Here is a 17094-nt window from a genome sequence, read left to right on the forward strand (position 1 = left end):
TCAACCAAAACCTCAATCAAACGGTGACGTTTACGGACAGCGACAGCAGCGCCAGCTTTGGCGGGGAATCGTCGTTCAGCAACGAGTCCGAGTTCGACTATCTGATGCAGTACACGACCGCGGGCGCCGACTACGAGTTGGAATTCGACAAGACGTATTCAGAGGAGGCAACGGGAATCAATAAGATTCCCGAATTTACCGTCCGGCCTGCCAATTTCTTCCAGCACTTCATCATACCGCTCTCGGCGCAGCTGGTGGTCGGCGAGTACAGTAATCCTGCGGGCGACGGGCAGCCGGTCGCGCTGGCAACCTGGCGCGGCGACGCCAACCTCGTCGCCGGGCCGATACAGGCCAAGGTCCTCGGCAGCGATTTCGAAGGAACGGTTACCGTCGACCAATACGCCTACGGTACCGGAGACCTCAAAGCGGCTATCGAGCAAGACTTGAGCTTGACGACACCAATCAGCCAGCACATCGTCAACTCGTTGACCTACAACGAGGCGAATTACAACGGTCCCGCGCTCGTCCCGTTCCAGTACTTGGATCAACAGCCCACCGACAACACAAAGAACGCGCAGGACCTGATTCGCCTCTTCAACGACGACGTCTACGCGTTTTCCGTCGGCTGGACGACGAACTTCGACGGAATGGCCCAGCCCTTGAGCTATCAGCTCACGGCCAAGCCGTCGCAGCGTTCGGTGCTGATGCTCAGCGGCTCGTTCATACCCGGCCCGGGGCAGGGCTTCGTGACGACCAATCTCCAGCTTTCGACGCCCTTTGGACGCGACGCCTCACTGCAGTTCGTCACCGATCTCAACTGGAAAGGGCCGGGCGAAATGGTCACCGACAAAATCATCTACTACACGCGTACGATCGGAAACTGCTATCAGCTGCTGGTGCTCTACAACGAATCGCAGCAGGCCATCAACGTCGGATTGAATCTGCTCGCGTTCCCGTCGCAGTCGGCGGTCTTTCAGATCGGCTCGCCGCAGCCGGTCGTTCCGACTACCTTCAACTTCTAACCGCGTTCGTGCATCGACGAGAGAATGCAGGTGCCGGCGGCTTACGGTTCGTCGCAGGGCGGGTGGCCGCACGAACAGGCTTCCGATTCGATGCTCTGGTCGGTGGCGTCTTGACAGTAGTCGCTGCAGTAGGCAACGTCACCGTCGACCGGGGCGCTGACGGTGCAGTTGCAGATATCGTTGCCGCAGGAGACGTTGAGATCGCGCATCACGGACATGGGGTGGGATTGATGGGGTTGTTTGCGATCTCGATGGTGGAGATCATGCCCGCGGGATCCCCTTGAGCGTAGACGCCGTAGTATGTGTTATCGAAGGGCTCGGTCATACAGAGCCGCGGCGAGACGAACTGCGGATCGATCGGTCCACCGGTGCCGAGCGAGTCGATGAACGTCCACGTGCCGCCGTTGGTGGCCTGCGCCGAGAACGCATTGAAGGTCCAAAGGTTCGAGGGCGATGAGCTCGGCGACGGCGAGGGCGAGGCGATGCCGTGGAAGATCGAGCGCTGGGCGAGCATCGAAAACTCGGTGCCCGTGCCGTTGCTGTCCGGGTTGAACGAGAATTGCTGCGGCGTCGTGCCGAGCGGAAGCCACGCCGGCGGAATGTGCGGGTTTTGGTTTCGAACGAACTGGACGGGCTGGGCGTACGCGGCGCCGCCTCGGCCGAGAGCCATCAGGGCAAACGAATATCCGGCCCAGTTCGTTTGCAGAGTGTCGGTCGATGGCGTCTTTCCGTCGCCGCTCGTGTCGAAGACGATCATATATTGATAGTTGGAGAAGTTGAAGGCAGAGGTAACGTCAAAATGGATGGCCATGTATCCCGGAGGCGCCCCGCCGGGTCCTAAACCCGGAGGATTTGGCGTGACCTGCCGACCGCATGCCGATACGATGAACGCCGTTACCGAAACGACTATAAAACCGAAGCTCAATCTACGAATCATGGTCTCCTCGCGGCCCTTGCGAGACGTGTGCCTCGCCGCGATCGCGGCCGTGGCGCTGGCGGCGGCATTTCCTAAGCTTGGCGCGGCGTGGCTCGTTCCCTTTGGAACCGCGGCGCTCTTTTGGTTGTGGCAAGACGCTTCCTGGAAACGAGCGGCGCTTCTTGGTTGGTTTGCCGGATTAGTTTTCTTTACGATCGATTTTGCATGGGTCGGGCATACGGTCGGACGGTATATCGGGGCGTTCGGCCCGTTTCTCGCCTATGGGCCCGCCCTGATCGAGGCGCCGTTTTTTGCCGTCGCGGGCGCGCTGGCGTCGGTGGCGTACGCGCGAATGCGTCCGGTGGTCGCACCACTCGGCGCGGCCGCTGCCTTTACGATTTGCGAATGGCTTCGCTCGATCGGCGTGATGGCCGCGCCGTTCGATCAGCTTGGGTACACGCAAGCCGACACCGTCCTGCGGCCGATCGCGGCGTACGCGGGGACTTACGGAATCACGCTCGTGCTTTGCGTGCTCGGCGCATACGGAGCCGATGCTATCCGCCGGCGAACGTGGCAGCCGTTAGCGGCCGCGGCGGGCGCGACGCTTCTCCTCACCTTCGCGGCGTGGACGTTTTGGCCGGCTCGCCACATCCCCGCGCCGTCGATCGAAGTCGTGGCCGTACAGGGCAACGTTCCGCAGTCGCTCAAGTGGAACGCGCTGCAGGTTGCCGTCGCGCGCTACATGGCAATGACGCGCGGCGCGGCGCGCGCGCACCCGCGCCTGATCGTTTGGCCGGAGACGGCGATTACGACCGAGCTGGACTTCGACCAGCATTTGATCGGCCAGTTCTCCGGTCTCGCGCGCAAACTTCATTCAACGATCGTCGCCGGCGCAATCGATGCGGACTCGCGTGGACTCTTCAACGCACTGTTCATTTTCGCGCCCAACGGTTCTTCGCAGGTCTACCGCAAGCGCCAACTGGTGCCGTTCGCAGAGTGGTTTCCGGGCCGCGCGTTTCTTTCGTGGCTGCCGTACATCGGCGCGCTCAACGGCGGCATAACGCCCGGCCAGCGCGACGGCGTCTATCCGACGACGGCGCTGACGATCGCGCCGATGATCTGTTGGGAGTCGGCTTTTGCAGATCTCGCCTTTGCCCAGTTGCGGCGCAACGCGCAGCTCCTCGTGATCAGCACCGACGATGCCTGGTTCGGCAAGACGTCCGGCCCGTATATGCACGCTCAGATCGCACAGCTTCGCGCCGTCGAAAGCGGCGCGTACGTCGTTCGCGCCGCGGCGACGGGAATCAGCGGAATCATCGCGCCGGATGGCACGTGGCAGGCTCGCAGCCTGCTCGAAGAGCGAACCGTGGTGAAGGGCCGCGTCGGACGGAGGCTGCCGACGATCTTTTCCCGCATCGGCCCGACGACGATCGCGCTGCTGCTGATCCTCGGGTACGTCGCGCTCCTCTTGATTCCGCGCGTCGCTCGGACCGAAGACGATGCGTAAAAAATTGACCTGGAAGCGAATCGGCATCGTCGCCGGTCTGCTCTTTTTCGTCTACGTCGTCGTCGAGATCGTGCTCGCCGGGAAAGGCACGCCGCCGTCCCCGCCCGGGCAGCCGCCCGTCGTGTTAAGGGGCGGTCACGTGCTGAACAATCACATTAGGACAAAGTCGTGGAGCTTCGACTACGATCACGCGAAGCTCTCGCCCGACGGCCTGAGCGGCAGCGTCGACGGCGTGCGCAACGGGATCGTTTTCAAAAAGGGAAAACCGTACCTGCGGATCTCGGCCAAGCACATCCAGCTCAACATCTCAACGCTGGATTTTACGGCAATCGGGAAAGTTCACGTCGAGCGAATCGACGATCCCGAGAAGCGCGCGTTCGACACTGATTTGGTTACCTGGACGAACGATGCAAAGGAGCTGCATATGGCGCACCCCAGTTACATCCATTCCGGCGATCAAACGCTCAAGATCAGCAGTATAACCGTCGATTTCGATGATAACACGGTTCACCTCGGCAAGGTCAGCGGGGGGGTTGAAATCCACCACTGACCCGGCGGGGGGCGTTTTACCCGCTCTCTTCCCCCAGCTTTTTTTTTGCCTCGGCGATCAGTTTCTTGACCTTTTGGCCACCCTTGTGCCCGATCTCTTCGTAGAAATCGGAGCCGTATTTTTCTTTGACGACCTTGCCGCCTTTTTGACCGATCGACTCGTAGAATTCTACGCCATGACGATCGCGCGTCGCCTTGCCGCCCTTGCGGCCAATGTCCTCGTAGAACGTCGAACCGTAGCGGTCGCGCACGGTATCGCCGCCCTTTTTCCCTGCCTCGCGTACGGACATTTCGCGCTTGGTCGCACGCTCGTTCTTATCAGCCATCGGTCCTCTTCACTCGTAGACGGTAAGCGCTTTAAGAAGCAGCCGCCTTACGTTTTGGGCGTTGACCACCTTTTTGACCGATAACTTCATAAAATGACGGGCCGTATTTGCTTTTGGTGGCCTCGCCGCCCTTACGGCCGATTTCCTCGTAAAACTCCGATCCGTATTTGGCCTTGACGCGCTCGCCGCCGCGGCGACCCGCTTCGCGAACGCTCATGCCGCCGGACTGTCCTGAATCCTGGGTCATCTCATCCTCCTTGGTCTGGCGTATAGTCTTTCCCATACAAGCGCTCGGCAAACTCAGGATTTGCTGAGAATTTAGGTCAAGGCTCGGTAAACCGTCTCGCTTCGCTCTCGCAGATGCTCGAGATCGCCGTCGTTCTCGATCACGAAGTCGGCCCGCGAGCGGGCCTCGTCCGGTTCCACCTGAGTGGCCATCCGGGCTCGGACCCGAGCCTCGTCCAGCCGATCTCGCTCGACGATCCGGGCGATTCGCCGTTCGAGCGGTGAGGCGACGAGAACGGACTTATCTACGAGACGATCGTACCCGGTTTCGAAGAGCAAGGGCACGACGTGCACGATCAGCTGGCCTGGAGCGGCCCGGTTCTCGCGCTCGACCGCCAAGCGGCGGATATGGGGGTGCAGGAGCGCATTGAGGCGCTCGCGCGCGGCGGCGTCACTGAAGACGATGTCGGCAAGCGCCGCGCGGTCCAAGACGCCGTTTCGCACGACGGCCGGCCAGACTCTAGCGATCTCGAGCAGGCCGTCGCTTTGAGGCGTCACGACTTCGCGAGCGATGACGTCGGTGTCGATGATGAGCGCTCCGAGGTCGCCGAAGATGCCGGCGACCTCACTCTTCCCAGCGCCGATGCCGCCGGTCAGCCCAACGCGCACGGCGATGCTTACTCGCTCGGGGGAGGCTCCGGAAGCACGTCCACGGGCGTCACGATTCCGCCGGCCTCCTCCTCGACCGCGTACTGCTCGATCTCCTCGAGCGGCACGTCGGCCACGTGTTGGATCGATGCGGTGATCCGCCGCGTAGCGTGATTGATCGTCAGGAGCGTCACCTCGACCTCTTGGCCGGCCGCGAACGCGGCCGATGCATCGAACTCCCCCTTGGGTACCATCGCGAGGATCCCGGGGATGACTTCGACGAGCAGATAGTTCGGGGTGACTTTGACGATCTGTGCCGTGAGCTTGTTGGTTTCATAGAGACGGTCCGCGTACTGGTCCCACGGATCCGGCAGCGCGTGCTTGAGCGACAGGCTCACTTTTTTGGCGTCGGGGTCGAACTTCATGATTTCGACCTGCACGACGTCGCCGATCTTCACCACCTCCGACGGATGTTTGATCCGTGCGTACGACAACTCGCTGTTGTGAATCAAGCCGTCGATTCCGCCGAGGTCGACGAAAGCGCCGAAATCGGCGAGCCTGACGACGACGCCTTCGCGAATCTGCGCAACTTCGAGCGTATCGAGAAGCTCTTGCTTCTTTGCCTGCAGCTCTTCTTCGAGCACGAGCCGCTGCGAGAGAACCACGCGATGACGCTTGTGATCGAGGTCGATCACCTTTAGACGCAAATGCTGTCCGACGAGCTCGTCGAGATTTCCGACCGGCTGCCGGCGAATCTGAGAGGCCGGAACGAATCCGCGCATGCCCAAGTCGACGAGTACGCCTCCCTTGACGACCTGCGTAACGGTTGCCTCGATCACTTCGTCGCGATCGTGCGCTTCGATCACTTTCTCCCAGGTCTTGAGCGCGCGCGCGCGGCGTTCCGAGAGAAAGAGGGTCCCGTCCATCTCATCGATGCGGTGAACCATCACCTCGACGGTGTCGCCGACCTTCAGGAGTTTTGGATCGATTGCGAGAGAGAGTTCGCGGAAGGGGAGGACGCCTTCGGATTTTCCGCCGACGTCGACGAGGACTTCGTCTTTATCTCTTTGGACGATGGTCCCCGTGAGGACTTGGCCCTCGTCGAGGACCTTGAGCGACTCTTCGTACAGCCGCTGTTCGAATGCGAGTTGATCTTCTTCTTGACTGATGGGTGCGAGTTCGGTTGTTGAGATTTGAATTTCCTACCTTTAAATATTTTTTATCTTTGGCATCGCCGGCACCACCAGGTTCCGCGCCCGCCCAAGACGGTTCTCACGATCCTGCCGGTGCCGCAGCGCGGGCACGCTTGCCCGTGCCTGCCGTAGACCGAAAGCTTGTTTTGATAGCCACCCTTGAGACCTTCGGCATCCACGTAATCGTCGACGGTCGTTCCGCGCATGTCGATCGCGCGTTGTAATACGTCAACGATAGCTTCACGTAAGCGGCGCGCGGCCGCCTTTGTCAATGCCCCTGCCGGCCTGGTCGGACGAATCCGGGCCTCCCACAGCGCCTCGCTGGCGTAGATGTTGCCGATGCCGGCGATACGGCGCTGATCGAGCAAGAACGCCTTGATCGGGCTCGTCCGCCCCGCCAGCATACCGATAAAGGCCTCTGCTGTAAAGCCGGTCGAGAGCGGCTCGGTCCCGAGGCGGCCGTCCCAGGATTCGCCGGCCTTCACGAATTGCATCCGGCCGAAGGTTCGCACGTCGGCAAAATGCAGGCGAGCGCCGCCGGTGAACCGCAGGACGACGTGCGCCCGGGGATATTGCGGACGGCCCGCCTGGCTGACGACGAGACGCCCGGTCATTCGCAGACTAACGACCAGCGCGTCGCCCGACTCTAGTTCGATGACCGCATACTTGCCGCGGCGGCGCACCGCCGCGATGCGCTGACCCGCAACCGCGCGTTTAAAATCGACTCCGGGCGGCGCTACGATCATGCGTGCGAGCCGCACGTCCGCCCCCGCGATCTTTTTTCCGGCGATCGCCCGCTGCAGGCCGCGGACGATCGTTTCGACTTCGGGCAGCTCCGGCAAGCAGCGCTTACGAAGGCGTGTCCGCGACGCCGTGCAGATCGAGTTTGACCCCGGCGGCGATTCCGTCGCCGGCCGCTTCACCCGCGGGCAGCTCGATCACGTAGCGAGCCTGGCTCTGCTCTTGCGGAATCCGATCGTCCGGCGTGTTCGGCTGCACGACCGGGACGCCGGCAAATACCCGGCGCACGGTGCCGTTGGAGGCGATGAATACCATGTCGAGCGGAATCAACGTGTTCTTCATCCAGAACGCGATCTGCTCGTCGCGCTCGAATAAGAAGATCATGCCGGTATGCGGCGGCAGGGATTGGCGGAACATCAGGCCGCGTTCGCGCTGCGCCTCGGTCCTTGCGACTTCCAGCGTCAGATTTGCCTTCGGTGCATGGACGAGCGTCGTCGCGAGCATCGCCGCGATCGCCGCTAAGTAGCTAAACACGTTCCAGGCTCTCCTCCGCCAGCGGCTCGACATCGTACCAATTCCGCCCGGTTTTGATCGTCACTTCGAGCGGGACTCGCAGCTCGAGCGCCGTCTCCATGTGCTCTCGCACGAGCGCGGCGGCGGCGGCAACGTCCGTTTTGCGCACTTCAAATATCAGCTCGTCGTGGATCTGAAGCAGCATCGTGGCGTCGAGTCCCGAGGCTTCGAGTGCGCGATCGATGCGCACCATCGCGAGCTTCATGAGATCGGCGGCGCTCCCTTGCAGCGGCGCGTTGGTCGCCTCGCGCTCCGCTGCCGCCCGCAGCATGTAGTTCCCGGAGGTCAAGCCGGGCATATATCGCCGGCGACCGAGGATCGTCGAAACGTAGCCTGCCTCCCGCGCTTGCGCGATCGTGCCGTCGATGTGCGCGCGTACCGAGGGGAAGCGCGCGAAGTACGCGGCAGTAATCTCTTTGGCCTCGGCCCGGCCGATCTCCAGGCGCTGCGCCAGACCGAAGTCCGACATGCCGTACAAGAGGCCGAAGTTAACGCTCTTTGCCATGCGCCGCTGGTTGGGGTCGACCTCGCGATCGGCGGTAATGCCGAAGATTTGGCGCGCGGTAAAATCGTGGATGTCCTGCGACTCTTCGAAAGCGCGCAGCATCGCTGCGTCGCCGGAAAGATGTGCCATCAGCCGGAGTTCGATCTGGCTGTAGTCGGCCGCGAGCAAGACGTATTCGTCGCTGCGTGCGACGAACGCGCGGCGGATCCGCCGCCCGAGTTCGCCGCGCACCGGGATGTTCTGCAGGTTCGGATTCGTCGACGAAAGGCGGCCGGTCGCCGTAGCCGTTTGATTGAACTCAGTGCGCAGCCGGCCGTCCTTTGGATCGACCAGCTGCGGGATGACGTCGATGTAGGTGTTCTTGAGCTTGGTGACCTCGCGCCATTCGAGTACCAACGCGCAGATCGGGTACTCGCGGGCCAGGCCTTGGAGCACCTCGACCCCGGTCGCCCAGCCCGTCTTCGTCTTCTTGGCGCCGGGAATGTTGAGCTTGCCGAAGAGGACTTTACCGAGCTGCTGAGGCGATCCGATGTTGAACTCTTCGCCGGAGAGATCGTAGATCCGCGCTCGCAGCGCTTCGGCCGAGGCGTCGACGCGCTCGCCGATGACGCGCAGCTCCGCAGGATCGATCGCGACACCGGCGCGCTCCATCTTCGCCAATACCGGCGCGAGGGGCAGCTCGATTTCTTCGTAGAGCGAAAGCTGGCCGCGCGCTTCGAGCTCGCTGCGAGTCTTCGCGATCAGCTGCAGGGTCGCATCGGCCGCGGCGGCGGCGTCTGCGGGAAGGTCGAGCCCGAGAAACGCCGCGGCGGCATCTTCGACGTCGGCGAAACCGCGCGACGGGTCGAGTAAGTGCGCACCGATCATCGCGTCGTCGGAGAACCGCGCCCCGCCGGCGCCGGCTTTTTCGAAGACGTGAGCTAGCCGCTTGACGTCGTAGCCGCCGCGCCGCATCGGTGCGGCGAAGATGCGCGCCACCGCATCGCGCACGGCGCCCTGTCCGAGCGCGCTCGTGGCGAAGGCGATGCTTTCCCCCTGCTGGGTCGAGATTCCGAGCGCGTCGCCGGTCAGCGCGAAGCTGACGCTTTGCGCGCCCGCATATCCTTCGAGCTCGCCGGCGAGTGCCGCAAACTCGGGCGGATCCACGCAATCGACGTAGCTGCGATAGTTGCCGGTCAGCTTCGTGACGGCTTCGAAGAGCGGCAGGTCCGAGGGCGGCGAGAGCTTGGCGAGCAGCGTCTTGAACTCGAGTTCGCGGAAGAGCGGGTAGAGGGTTGCGTCGTCGGGAGCCTCGTAGCGGCTCCCACCCCAATCAACGTTCAGCGGCAGGTCGCGGCGAACGACGGAGACGGCGCGGCAGAGACACGCTTGCTGTCCGTACTCTTCGATCAAACGCGCGAGCTTCGGGTTGCCGGCCAGCTCGGGGTCTGCGATCAACGCGTCGAGCGAGCCGGCCGCCGCAAGCAGTTTGCTTGCGGTCTTTTCGCCGACGCCGGGAATACCCGGCAGGTTGTCGGATGGATCGCCCTTGAGGCCCCGGTAATCCGGAAGCTGCGTTGGATCGAGGCCGAAGCGTTCCCGAACGGCCCGCGGATCGTAGCGTCCGAGTTCGGTGATACCCCGCCGGGTGACGAGCACCGTTGTACGCTCGTCGACGATCTGCAGCAGATCGAGATCTCCGGTAACGACGATCGTCTGTTCTCCCGCCTCTTGCGCTTGTCGCGCCAGCGTCGCGATCACGTCGTCGGCCTCTTGTCCCTCGATCTCGACGATCGGAATGCCGTAGGTCGCCAGCACGCGGCGAACCAGCGCGAACTGGCCCCGCAGGTCGTCGGGCATCGCGCGCCGCTGCGCCTTATACTCTGCGAAAAGAGCGAGGCGGTCGGCCGGCATTCCTTTGTCGAATGCCGCGAGAACGTGCGTCGGATGTTCGTCGGCAATGAGCTTGTTGAGCATCATCGTAAAGCCGTACACGGCGTTGATCGGCGTCCCGGTGCTCGTCGTTAAGCCGGGAAGCGCAAAGAACGCGCGGTAAACCAGACCGTAGGTATCGAGCAGCATCAACGCCACGATTCAGCGCACCTCCATCGTCGTCGATCCGGCGCTGACGCTTCCATCATCGGCAATGTCGAGTAGGGAGACCACGTATCGGCCGCGTGCCGGCAAGTCGAATGCGAGTCCGTTGCCATCGCTGCGCACGACCCTCCATACGACCGTTTCCGTTTCGGCCTGGGCCAGCGACTCGTCGGGGGACTGAGAACGCCGCACGAAGCCGAGGATCTGCGCCCGGTTCCCGGTCGAATCGACGCACGGGTGCCAGGTGAGATCCTCTGGCGCGCTGTCCTGCGTACTGGTCAGATCGATCGCCAACAGGGCCGGCGCGGAGGAGAAGAGCGCGGCGCCCGAGGGCGCGCCGCGGCTGACTCGCAGGACGTAGGTTCCCTTCCCGGCGCCGGCGCCATCTAGGGAGACGCGCGCCGGTTCGCCGCTCGTGAAGTGGTCGGTGTGCAGCGTGAGCTCGGAGAGATGCGGTCGCCCCGGCGCCGAGAGGGTCAGCGGAACCGTGCTCCATTCGATCGCACCGCCATGGACGAACGCTGCGCCGACGCGCAGGTCGCCGGCTGCGTCGAGCGCGCGCACTCGCGCCACGGCGTGCCCCCCGTCTGAGCGGACGACGTCGAACTGTATGCCCAGCGCGCTCTCGTAACTGATTAGCGCGTCACCCTGAGAGCCCGGGGCGTCGGCAGCGACGGCCACCTGTTGCCCGGCGCGAACGTCGCTCGCCCCCAACGATATACGCACGTTGGGGCTGCGTCCGTCCGCTGCCGGCACCGACGCCTGCGGATCGACCTGAACCTGGGCGCCGTCGGTCGCGCGACCGCCATGGTCGACCGAAGCAAAGATCAAGTTCGTGCCAAGCTCGGGAGAGTTGAACGTTCCTCGGGCGTGGCCTTGCGCGTCGAGTGCGATCTGCTGTTCCTGCGTAGAGCCGCCGTGCACCAGGTCGACGCGAACGCTCGCCCCGGGCAGCGGTTTGCCCTCGATCGTTTCGACGTCTACGTCGAAGCTCAGCGGCGAGCCTAGACTCTGCTCCGTCCGATCGACGCGCAGATCGATCGCCGCATCGGCGGTCGGCACCACGACGCGCGTCTGCGCGGTCGCTCCGCCCGAGTCGACCACAATGCCGTAGGTCGACCCGAGATTATCGTCCGGCCGGGGGATCGTCACGGTCGCGTTGCCGCCGGCGTCGACGCGAACCGACTGCACGCTCCACTTGGTCGTAGCCCACGGCGTCGTTTCCGGCGCCGCACCGAGATAGACGTGCGGCGAGCGCACGGCCGTCACTTCGACGAGCACGTTTGGGCGGGAGGCATGAACGAGCAGCGGAACGTCTTGACGATAATCGCACAGGCCGTTGCAAGCCGAGTGGACGTCGAGCGAAAGGTCGCCGGCATTTGCGTCGACGTGCACGGTCGCGCCGCCCGTGCCGCCGGCCGCTTGCGCCAAAATCGTATAGTCGCCCGCCCCCGCGCCCGCGGGCACGGCCAGCTCGCCGGCGAAGGCGCCGGCTTCGTCGACGGCAACGCGATGCACGACGAGCACGCGCGCACCCTTTCGCAGAGAAACGAGCGCGCTGCCGCTTCCGGCTCGCAGCACGCCGCCGGAACGCGTCCGCACGAAGCCGGCGACATGCAGGACCCCGCCGGCGTGAACGACGGCCGAATCGGTGCGTACGCCGACGATGGCTCCCGGAACCGGAGCCTGCGGGAGCGGGCTCAGAAACGCGTAGCTGCTGCCCCACTGTGCGAGCGCGAAGACCGGACGTGAGGCCCGGTTCCAGCGTACCGCGCCCTGCGCGTCGGTCTGACTCGTCACGAATGCATTGTTGACAACGAGCTGCACGCGCATCCGCTGCACCGGCGCTCCGGTTCCTAAATCGACACCGTAAAAAAGCGAGCCGCCAGGCGTCTCTTTGGAGAACAGGCCGACGCGCGAGCGGTTGATCCACACCTGCTCGCCGACGTCGCCGCGGCGGGCTTCGACGACAAAGAAACCCTCGCGCGTTCCCAGCGGCACGCTCACTTGGCTCGACTGAAACTGATAACCGCCGGGCGGCGTAAAATTGAACGTGGCGACCGCGCGCCGGCGCGCGGTCGCGATTGGGCGCGGGTTGAAGTTTGCGCCCGCGGTCAGCACGTCTGCGGGATCGACTGCATACACCGAAAAGGCGACCGCTGCGCTTGAGTATGTGTCGAGCCGAACGGTCGCGGCCTTCCACGGCACGCTCGAATCGGCTGCAAAGAGTTGGAAGTACGAGTCCAGGCGGTGGAGGTCGACGATCGGCCGCTCGGCTTGTGCGGCCGAGACATTGAGCGCGAAGATGAGAAAAGCAGCGGCAGCGACCAGACGAAAGGACATCGGTCTGCGCAGCTTCGGCAGGTCGAACTACGAGGCCCGCGTAAAGCGCAGTATCGTGGACGAACAGGCGGCAGGCGAACGGCCCACCTCGACGCGGTGTCGTTTCTGCGGGTTCGAAGAGGGCGGCGACGAAGCGCGCAGCGTGCGAGAAAAGCCGCATCTGCAGGTCGTTGTCGCATGCGGATCCTGCGGTCATCCGTTCGCCGTACTCTCACGCAACTAGTGGGTCGCGCAGCGTCATTGCGTAACGTTCTGCTCGCGCTCCTGTTTTTCGCCGGGGCCGCACCGCTCTTGGCTGCGACGCCGTCGCCCGCACCGGTGCTCAAGCCGGTTCTTCCGAAGATTCCCCTGCATACCGAGGTCGTCGTCGAAGTCAACAAGTACGGCCAAGTCGTGCGCGTCAAGTCGACGAAGCCGTGCAAGGTTCAGACCTTCAACGTTCAGACGTTCGGCAACGCCCTGCAGATGTGGATCCGCAAGCCCGACGGCACGGCGACCGTCGGCCTCTATCGCGTTAACTACGACTACGATCCGAAAACGCAGAAGGTCTCGCGGCGCATCTCGCTCATCTCGGCCGGCGGCAACTGGGGGAACGAGGAAGGCGCCGCCAACGTGATGATGGATACGGCGCGTAAACAGGCGCTCGAAATGCAGCACAAGTCGCAGCAGCAGAACGCAAAGCTGCCCTCGCTCAACGATATTCGCGGCACGCCGACACCGAAGCCGCCGCCGGCCGCCACACTACCTCCGATTTGAAGTTCGTGACGTATCGGCCCGCCGATGGCCGAGCGCGTCCCGGTGTGCTCGAAGGTTCCTCGATCCGCCCGATCGCCACGCCGACGCTGCGCGAGTATCTGGAGCTAGCGCCCCACGAACGAATCGCGTGGCACAGCGCCGACGAGCTCGTGGCGCTCTCCGAGGTGCAGCTCGAGGCTCCGGTTCGTCCCGCGCGCAACATCTTCTGCGTCGGGCGAAACTATCTCGAACACGCGCAGGAGGGGGCACGCGCGCTCGGGCGCCCGCTGAAGCTTCCCTCCGTACCGACCTTCTTCACCAAGGCACCGACCGCCATCGCCGCGCCCGACGCCACGCTGCATTTGAGCCGCGCGGTTTCGTCGGAGTTTGATTTCGAAGCCGAACTGGCAATCGTCATCGGGACGGAATGTAAAGACGTTTCGCCCGCAGATGCGCTGCACACCGTATTTGGTTACACGGCCTTCAACGACGTCACCGCGCGCGACCTACAGCGCGAGTACGGCCAGTGGTTCAAAGGTAAGAGCCTCGACGACAGCGCGCCGATCGGTCCGTGGATCGTAACCCCGGAGGAACTGCGCGATCCGCAATCTTTGGACGTGCGCCTGCGCCGTAACGGCGTCGAAAAGCAGCACGCCAACACGTCGTCAATGATTTTTGCGATTCCTGCGCTGATTGCCGAGCTCTCGAAAGGCATGACGCTCCTGCCCGGCGACGTCATCGCAACGGGGACGCCCGCGGGAGTCGGCTTCGCGCGAAACCCGCCCGAGTTTCTTGCCGACGGGGATCTGCTCGAAGTCGAGATCGAGCACATCGGCGTCCTGCGAAACCGGATCAGCATAATCTAAGACCGCGCCGCGCCTAAAGGGCGCCGCCCCTTTCCAGCAAATGCCCGCGCTATGATCGTTGCCGTTCCCCGCGAGGCCGCGGTTAAGGAGCGCCGGGTGGCGCTCGTGCCCGAAACCGTCTCGAAATTTACCAAGGCCAACGTCGCCGTGAGCGTGCAGCGCGGGGCCGGGGAGTCGGCCTCGTTTCCGGACGACCTCTACGTGCAGGCCGGAGCCTCATTGGCTGCCGACACCGCTTCGCTGGCAGCAGCCGCCGACGTCTTCGTCACCGTCGGCCGCCCCGGCGACGACGCGATCGCGGCCATGCGCCCGAACAGCGTCGTGGTCGGTTTCTTGAATCCGCTCGGCGATACTGCGTTTACGCAGCGTTTGGCGGCTGCAAATCTTACGGCCTTGGCGATGGAGATGATCCCCCGCATTACTCGAGCGCAGTCGATGGACGCACTATCTTCGCAAAGCAACATCGCCGGCTACAAAGCGGTTCTGCTCGCTGCGGCCACGTTGCCGAAGTTCTTCCCGATGCTGACGACCGCCGCGGGAACGATCCGCCCTGCAAAGGCGCTGATCCTCGGCGCCGGGGTCGCCGGTTTGCAAGCCATCGCCACGGCGCGCCGGCTCGGCGCCGTCGTGAGCGGCTACGACGTGCGCGCGGTTGTGAAGGAACAGGTTGCCTCGCTGGGCGCGAACTTTCTCGAGTTCGACCTGGGAGAGGACGCGCAGGCGGCGGGAGGATACGCCAAAGAGCTGACGCCCGAGCAGCAGGAACGCCAGCGCGCGTGGATGGTCGAACAGATCGGCGCCAACGATGTCGTGATCACGACGGCGTTGGTTCCCGGGCGCAAGGCTCCAGTCTTGATCACCAAGGCTGCGGTCGAGGCGATGAAGCCCGGGAGCGTGATCGTCGATCTCGCCGCCGAAGCCGGCGGCAACTGCGAGCTGACCGTCGCCGATCAAGTGATCGCCACTCCGAATGGCGTTACGATCGTCGGCACGACGAATCTGCCCGGCACGATGCCTGCCGATGCCAGCCGGCTCTACTCGCGCAACGTACACGCGCTGCTTTCGCCTTGGATCAAAGACGGAGCGCTCGAGATCGATATGAACGACGAGGTCGCCAAAGGTGCAATCGTTGCAGGCGGCGGCCGCGTGCTTCTCGGAGGAAACGCTTCGTGACCGACGTTTCACATCTCGTCGAGCTCCTAACGGTGCTCGTGCTGGCGATCTTCGTCGGCTTTGAGGTCATCTCCAAAGTCCCGACGACCCTGCACACGCCGCTGATGTCGGCTACCAACGCGATCCACGGAATCGTCCTCGCGGGCGCGATCGTCATCGTCGCCGCGCTGGAGGGCGTCCAGCACGGCGCGCTCTTGACGACGCTCGCGGTCGCGGCGGTGACGCTCGGTGCGATCAACGTCTTCGGCGGCTTTGCGGTAACCGAACGAATGCTGCAAATGTTCAAGCGCAAGGGCGACGGCAAATGAGCGTTTGGATCGATCTCGCCAACCTCGTTGCGATCGCGCTCTTTATCTACGGGCTCCACGAGCTGAGCTCGCCGGCGACCGCGCGCCGGGGCAATCGCTACGCCATGCTCGGAATGGCGATCGCGCTCGCCGGCATCCTCCTGCGAACCCAGGCGGTGGGCTGGCCGTCGGTCCTCGCGGGCGTCCTCATTGGCGGCGCAATCGGCATCTACGCGGCGCTCAAAGTGCGCATGACTGCGATGCCGCAAATGGTCGCGCTTTACAACGGGGCCGGCGGCGGAGCGGCCGCGCTCATCTCGACCGTTGCATATTTCGTCGCCGGGTCGGGCGCCGGCCTCAACGGGGTCGTTTCCGTCTCTCTCGTGCTCTCGGCGATCATCGGCGCGATCAGCTTCTCCGGCTCGATCATCGCCTTTCTCAAACTGCAAGAGCTGATGACCGGCCGTCCGATCACCTATCCGGGGCAGCAGTTCGTCAACGGCATCGTTTTGCTCACGATTCTGGGGCTGGGCGTATGGTTCGTCGCGACGCTGGGAGTCTTGCCGCTCTGGGCGTATCCATTGCTGCTGTTGGCCGCGCTGCTGCTCGGCGTTCTCTTCGTGCTGCCGATCGGCGGCGCCGACATGCCGGTCGTCATTTCGCTGCTCAACTCGTTTACGGGCGTAGCGGTGGCGATCACCGGCTTCGAGATCGATTCGACCCTGCTGATCATCTGCGGCGCGCTCGTCGGCGCGAGCGGCACGATCTTGACGGTCGCGATGAGCCGCGCGATGAATCGCCCGCTCACCAACGTGTTGTTCGGCGCCTTCGGCTCGGCCGGCGGAACGGAATTGGCGGGCTCGAGCGGACCGCAGCAAATTCGCGCGACGAGCGCCGACGACGTCGCCGTCATGCTCGCCTACGCGTCCAAAGTGATCTTCGTGCCGGGCTACGGGATGGCGGTCGCCCAGGCCCAACACAGCGTCAAAGCGTTGGCCGACCAGCTAGAGAAACGCGGAGTGAAAGTCCTCTACGCGATCCATCCGGTCGCGGGGCGCATGCCGGGACACATGAACGTCCTGCTCGCCGAAGCAAACGTTCCCTACAATCAGCTGCTCGACATGGAGGACGTCAACGCGGAGTTTCCGACCGCCGACGTCGCGCTGGTTATCGGCGCGAACGACGTGACCAATCCCGCCGCCCGCAACGTCGCCAGCTCGCCGATCTACGGCATGCCGATCCTCGACGTCGACAAGGCGGCCAACGTCGTCGTTCTCAAACGCTCGATGCGGTCCGGCTTTGCAGGCATCGAGAATCCACTCTACGAGATGGCCAACACGTCGATGCTCTTCGGCGACGCCAAAGCCTGCGTAGAAGGCTTAACGGCCGCCGTCAAAGCGGTGTAGCAG

General features: G+C 63.8%; 19 protein-coding genes. 9 read left to right on the forward strand and 10 right to left on the reverse strand.

The features are described 5' to 3' along the window. Positions 1 to 1022, forward strand: a 1022-nt coding sequence (locus VGG51_14745; protein ID HEY1884284.1) for a hypothetical protein, incomplete at its 5' end; no start/stop codon positions are given. A gap of 41 nt (positions 1023 to 1063) precedes the next feature. On the opposite strand, the gene VGG51_14750 is transcribed toward VGG51_14745, so the two are convergent. Both VGG51_14750 and VGG51_14755 read right to left on the reverse strand, forming a co-directional pair. After that, positions 1064 to 1240 (reverse strand): hypothetical protein, encoded by a 177-nt coding sequence (locus VGG51_14750; protein ID HEY1884285.1) that lies wholly within the window; start codon positions 1238 to 1240, stop codon positions 1064 to 1066. Beyond that, entirely contained in the window at positions 1231 to 1833 is a 603-nt protein-coding gene (locus VGG51_14755) for a hypothetical protein (protein ID HEY1884286.1), read from the reverse strand. The genes VGG51_14750 and VGG51_14755 overlap by 10 nt, the downstream gene beginning before the upstream one ends. Positions 1834 to 1879: 46 nt before the next feature. Here VGG51_14755 and lnt point away from each other — a divergent pair, with 46 nt between their 5' ends. Beyond that, complete coding sequence (gene lnt / locus VGG51_14760; GenBank protein ID HEY1884287.1) at positions 1880 to 3445, forward strand: apolipoprotein N-acyltransferase; 1566 nt, start codon at positions 1880 to 1882, stop codon at positions 3443 to 3445. Continuing rightward, a complete protein-coding gene (locus VGG51_14765; GenBank protein HEY1884288.1) occupies positions 3438 to 3995 on the forward strand; it encodes a hypothetical protein in 558 nt (185 codons plus the stop codon). Before lnt ends, VGG51_14765 begins: the two co-directional genes overlap by 8 nt. 16 nt (positions 3996 to 4011) lie before the next feature. Here VGG51_14765 and VGG51_14770 read toward each other — a convergent pair whose 3' ends face one another. From VGG51_14770 to VGG51_14785, 4 genes are all read right to left on the reverse strand, one after another. Continuing rightward, positions 4012 to 4320, reverse strand: a complete 309-nt coding sequence (locus tag VGG51_14770) for a hypothetical protein (GenBank protein ID HEY1884289.1) — start codon at positions 4318 to 4320, stop codon at positions 4012 to 4014. A 31-nt stretch (positions 4321 to 4351) separates the two neighbouring features. Beyond that, positions 4352 to 4567, reverse strand: coding sequence for a KGG domain-containing protein (locus VGG51_14775; GenBank protein HEY1884290.1), 216 nt, complete (start codon positions 4565 to 4567; stop codon positions 4352 to 4354). Between the two features lie 71 nt (positions 4568 to 4638). Further along, positions 4639 to 5214 (reverse strand): dephospho-CoA kinase, encoded by a 576-nt coding sequence (coaE, locus tag VGG51_14780; GenBank protein HEY1884291.1) that lies wholly within the window; start codon positions 5212 to 5214, stop codon positions 4639 to 4641. Between the two features lie 8 nt (positions 5215 to 5222). After that, the gene (locus VGG51_14785) at positions 5223 to 6140 is read right to left on the reverse strand and encodes a S1 RNA-binding domain-containing protein (protein ID HEY1884292.1); all 918 of its coding nucleotides are present in this window, start codon (positions 6138 to 6140) and stop codon (positions 5223 to 5225) included. Between VGG51_14785 and VGG51_14790 the strand changes: the two genes are divergently transcribed. Next, complete coding sequence (locus VGG51_14790; protein ID HEY1884293.1) at positions 6132 to 6383, forward strand: hypothetical protein; 252 nt, start codon at positions 6132 to 6134, stop codon at positions 6381 to 6383. The two genes, VGG51_14785 and VGG51_14790, sit on opposite strands and share 9 nt — an antisense overlap. Positions 6384 to 6412: 29 nt before the next feature. Here VGG51_14790 and mutM read toward each other — a convergent pair whose 3' ends face one another. The 4 genes from mutM to VGG51_14810 are packed head-to-tail and all read right to left on the reverse strand — an operon-like array spanning position 6413 to position 12624. Beyond that, the gene (gene mutM, locus VGG51_14795; GenBank protein ID HEY1884294.1) at positions 6413 to 7228 is read right to left on the reverse strand and encodes a bifunctional DNA-formamidopyrimidine glycosylase/DNA-(apurinic or apyrimidinic site) lyase; all 816 of its coding nucleotides are present in this window, start codon (positions 7226 to 7228) and stop codon (positions 6413 to 6415) included. A gap of 7 nt (positions 7229 to 7235) precedes the next feature. Further along, a complete protein-coding gene (locus tag VGG51_14800) occupies positions 7236 to 7661 on the reverse strand; it encodes a DUF192 domain-containing protein (GenBank protein HEY1884295.1) in 426 nt (141 codons plus the stop codon). Continuing rightward, positions 7654 to 10266 carry a DNA polymerase I gene (gene polA, locus VGG51_14805; protein HEY1884296.1) on the reverse strand — a complete coding sequence of 871 codons (2613 nt, stop codon included), beginning with the start codon at positions 10264 to 10266 and terminating at the stop codon, positions 7654 to 7656. The genes VGG51_14800 and polA overlap by 8 nt, the downstream gene beginning before the upstream one ends. Before the next feature lie 12 nt (positions 10267 to 10278). Beyond that, a complete protein-coding gene (locus tag VGG51_14810; GenBank protein HEY1884297.1) occupies positions 10279 to 12624 on the reverse strand; it encodes a hypothetical protein in 2346 nt (781 codons plus the stop codon). A 240-nt stretch (positions 12625 to 12864) separates the two neighbouring features. Here VGG51_14810 and VGG51_14815 point away from each other — a divergent pair, with 240 nt between their 5' ends. Genes VGG51_14815 through VGG51_14835 form a run of 5 tightly spaced genes read left to right on the forward strand, consistent with a single transcriptional unit; the run spans position 12865 to position 17091 of the window. Continuing rightward, positions 12865 to 13380: a hypothetical protein gene (locus tag VGG51_14815; protein HEY1884298.1), complete on the forward strand. Its 516-nt coding sequence runs from the start codon at positions 12865 to 12867 to the stop codon at positions 13378 to 13380. Between the two features lie 5 nt (positions 13381 to 13385). Then, the gene (locus VGG51_14820; protein ID HEY1884299.1) at positions 13386 to 14225 is read left to right on the forward strand and encodes a fumarylacetoacetate hydrolase family protein; all 840 of its coding nucleotides are present in this window, start codon (positions 13386 to 13388) and stop codon (positions 14223 to 14225) included. Between the two features lie 51 nt (positions 14226 to 14276). Next, positions 14277 to 15398 carry a Re/Si-specific NAD(P)(+) transhydrogenase subunit alpha gene (locus VGG51_14825; GenBank protein ID HEY1884300.1) on the forward strand — a complete coding sequence of 374 codons (1122 nt, stop codon included), beginning with the start codon at positions 14277 to 14279 and terminating at the stop codon, positions 15396 to 15398. Beyond that, on the forward strand, positions 15395 to 15706 hold the full coding sequence (locus VGG51_14830) for an NAD(P) transhydrogenase subunit alpha (GenBank protein HEY1884301.1): 312 nt from the start codon (positions 15395 to 15397) through the stop codon (positions 15704 to 15706). The genes VGG51_14825 and VGG51_14830 overlap by 4 nt, the downstream gene beginning before the upstream one ends. Then, entirely contained in the window at positions 15703 to 17091 is a 1389-nt protein-coding gene (locus VGG51_14835; GenBank protein HEY1884302.1) for an NAD(P)(+) transhydrogenase (Re/Si-specific) subunit beta, read from the forward strand. The genes VGG51_14830 and VGG51_14835 overlap by 4 nt, the downstream gene beginning before the upstream one ends. Positions 17092 to 17094: the final 3 nt, after the last annotated feature.

This window comes from Candidatus Cybelea sp. (assembly GCA_036489315.1).
In the GTDB taxonomy this organism is placed as follows: domain Bacteria; phylum Vulcanimicrobiota; class Vulcanimicrobiia; order Vulcanimicrobiales; family Vulcanimicrobiaceae; genus Cybelea.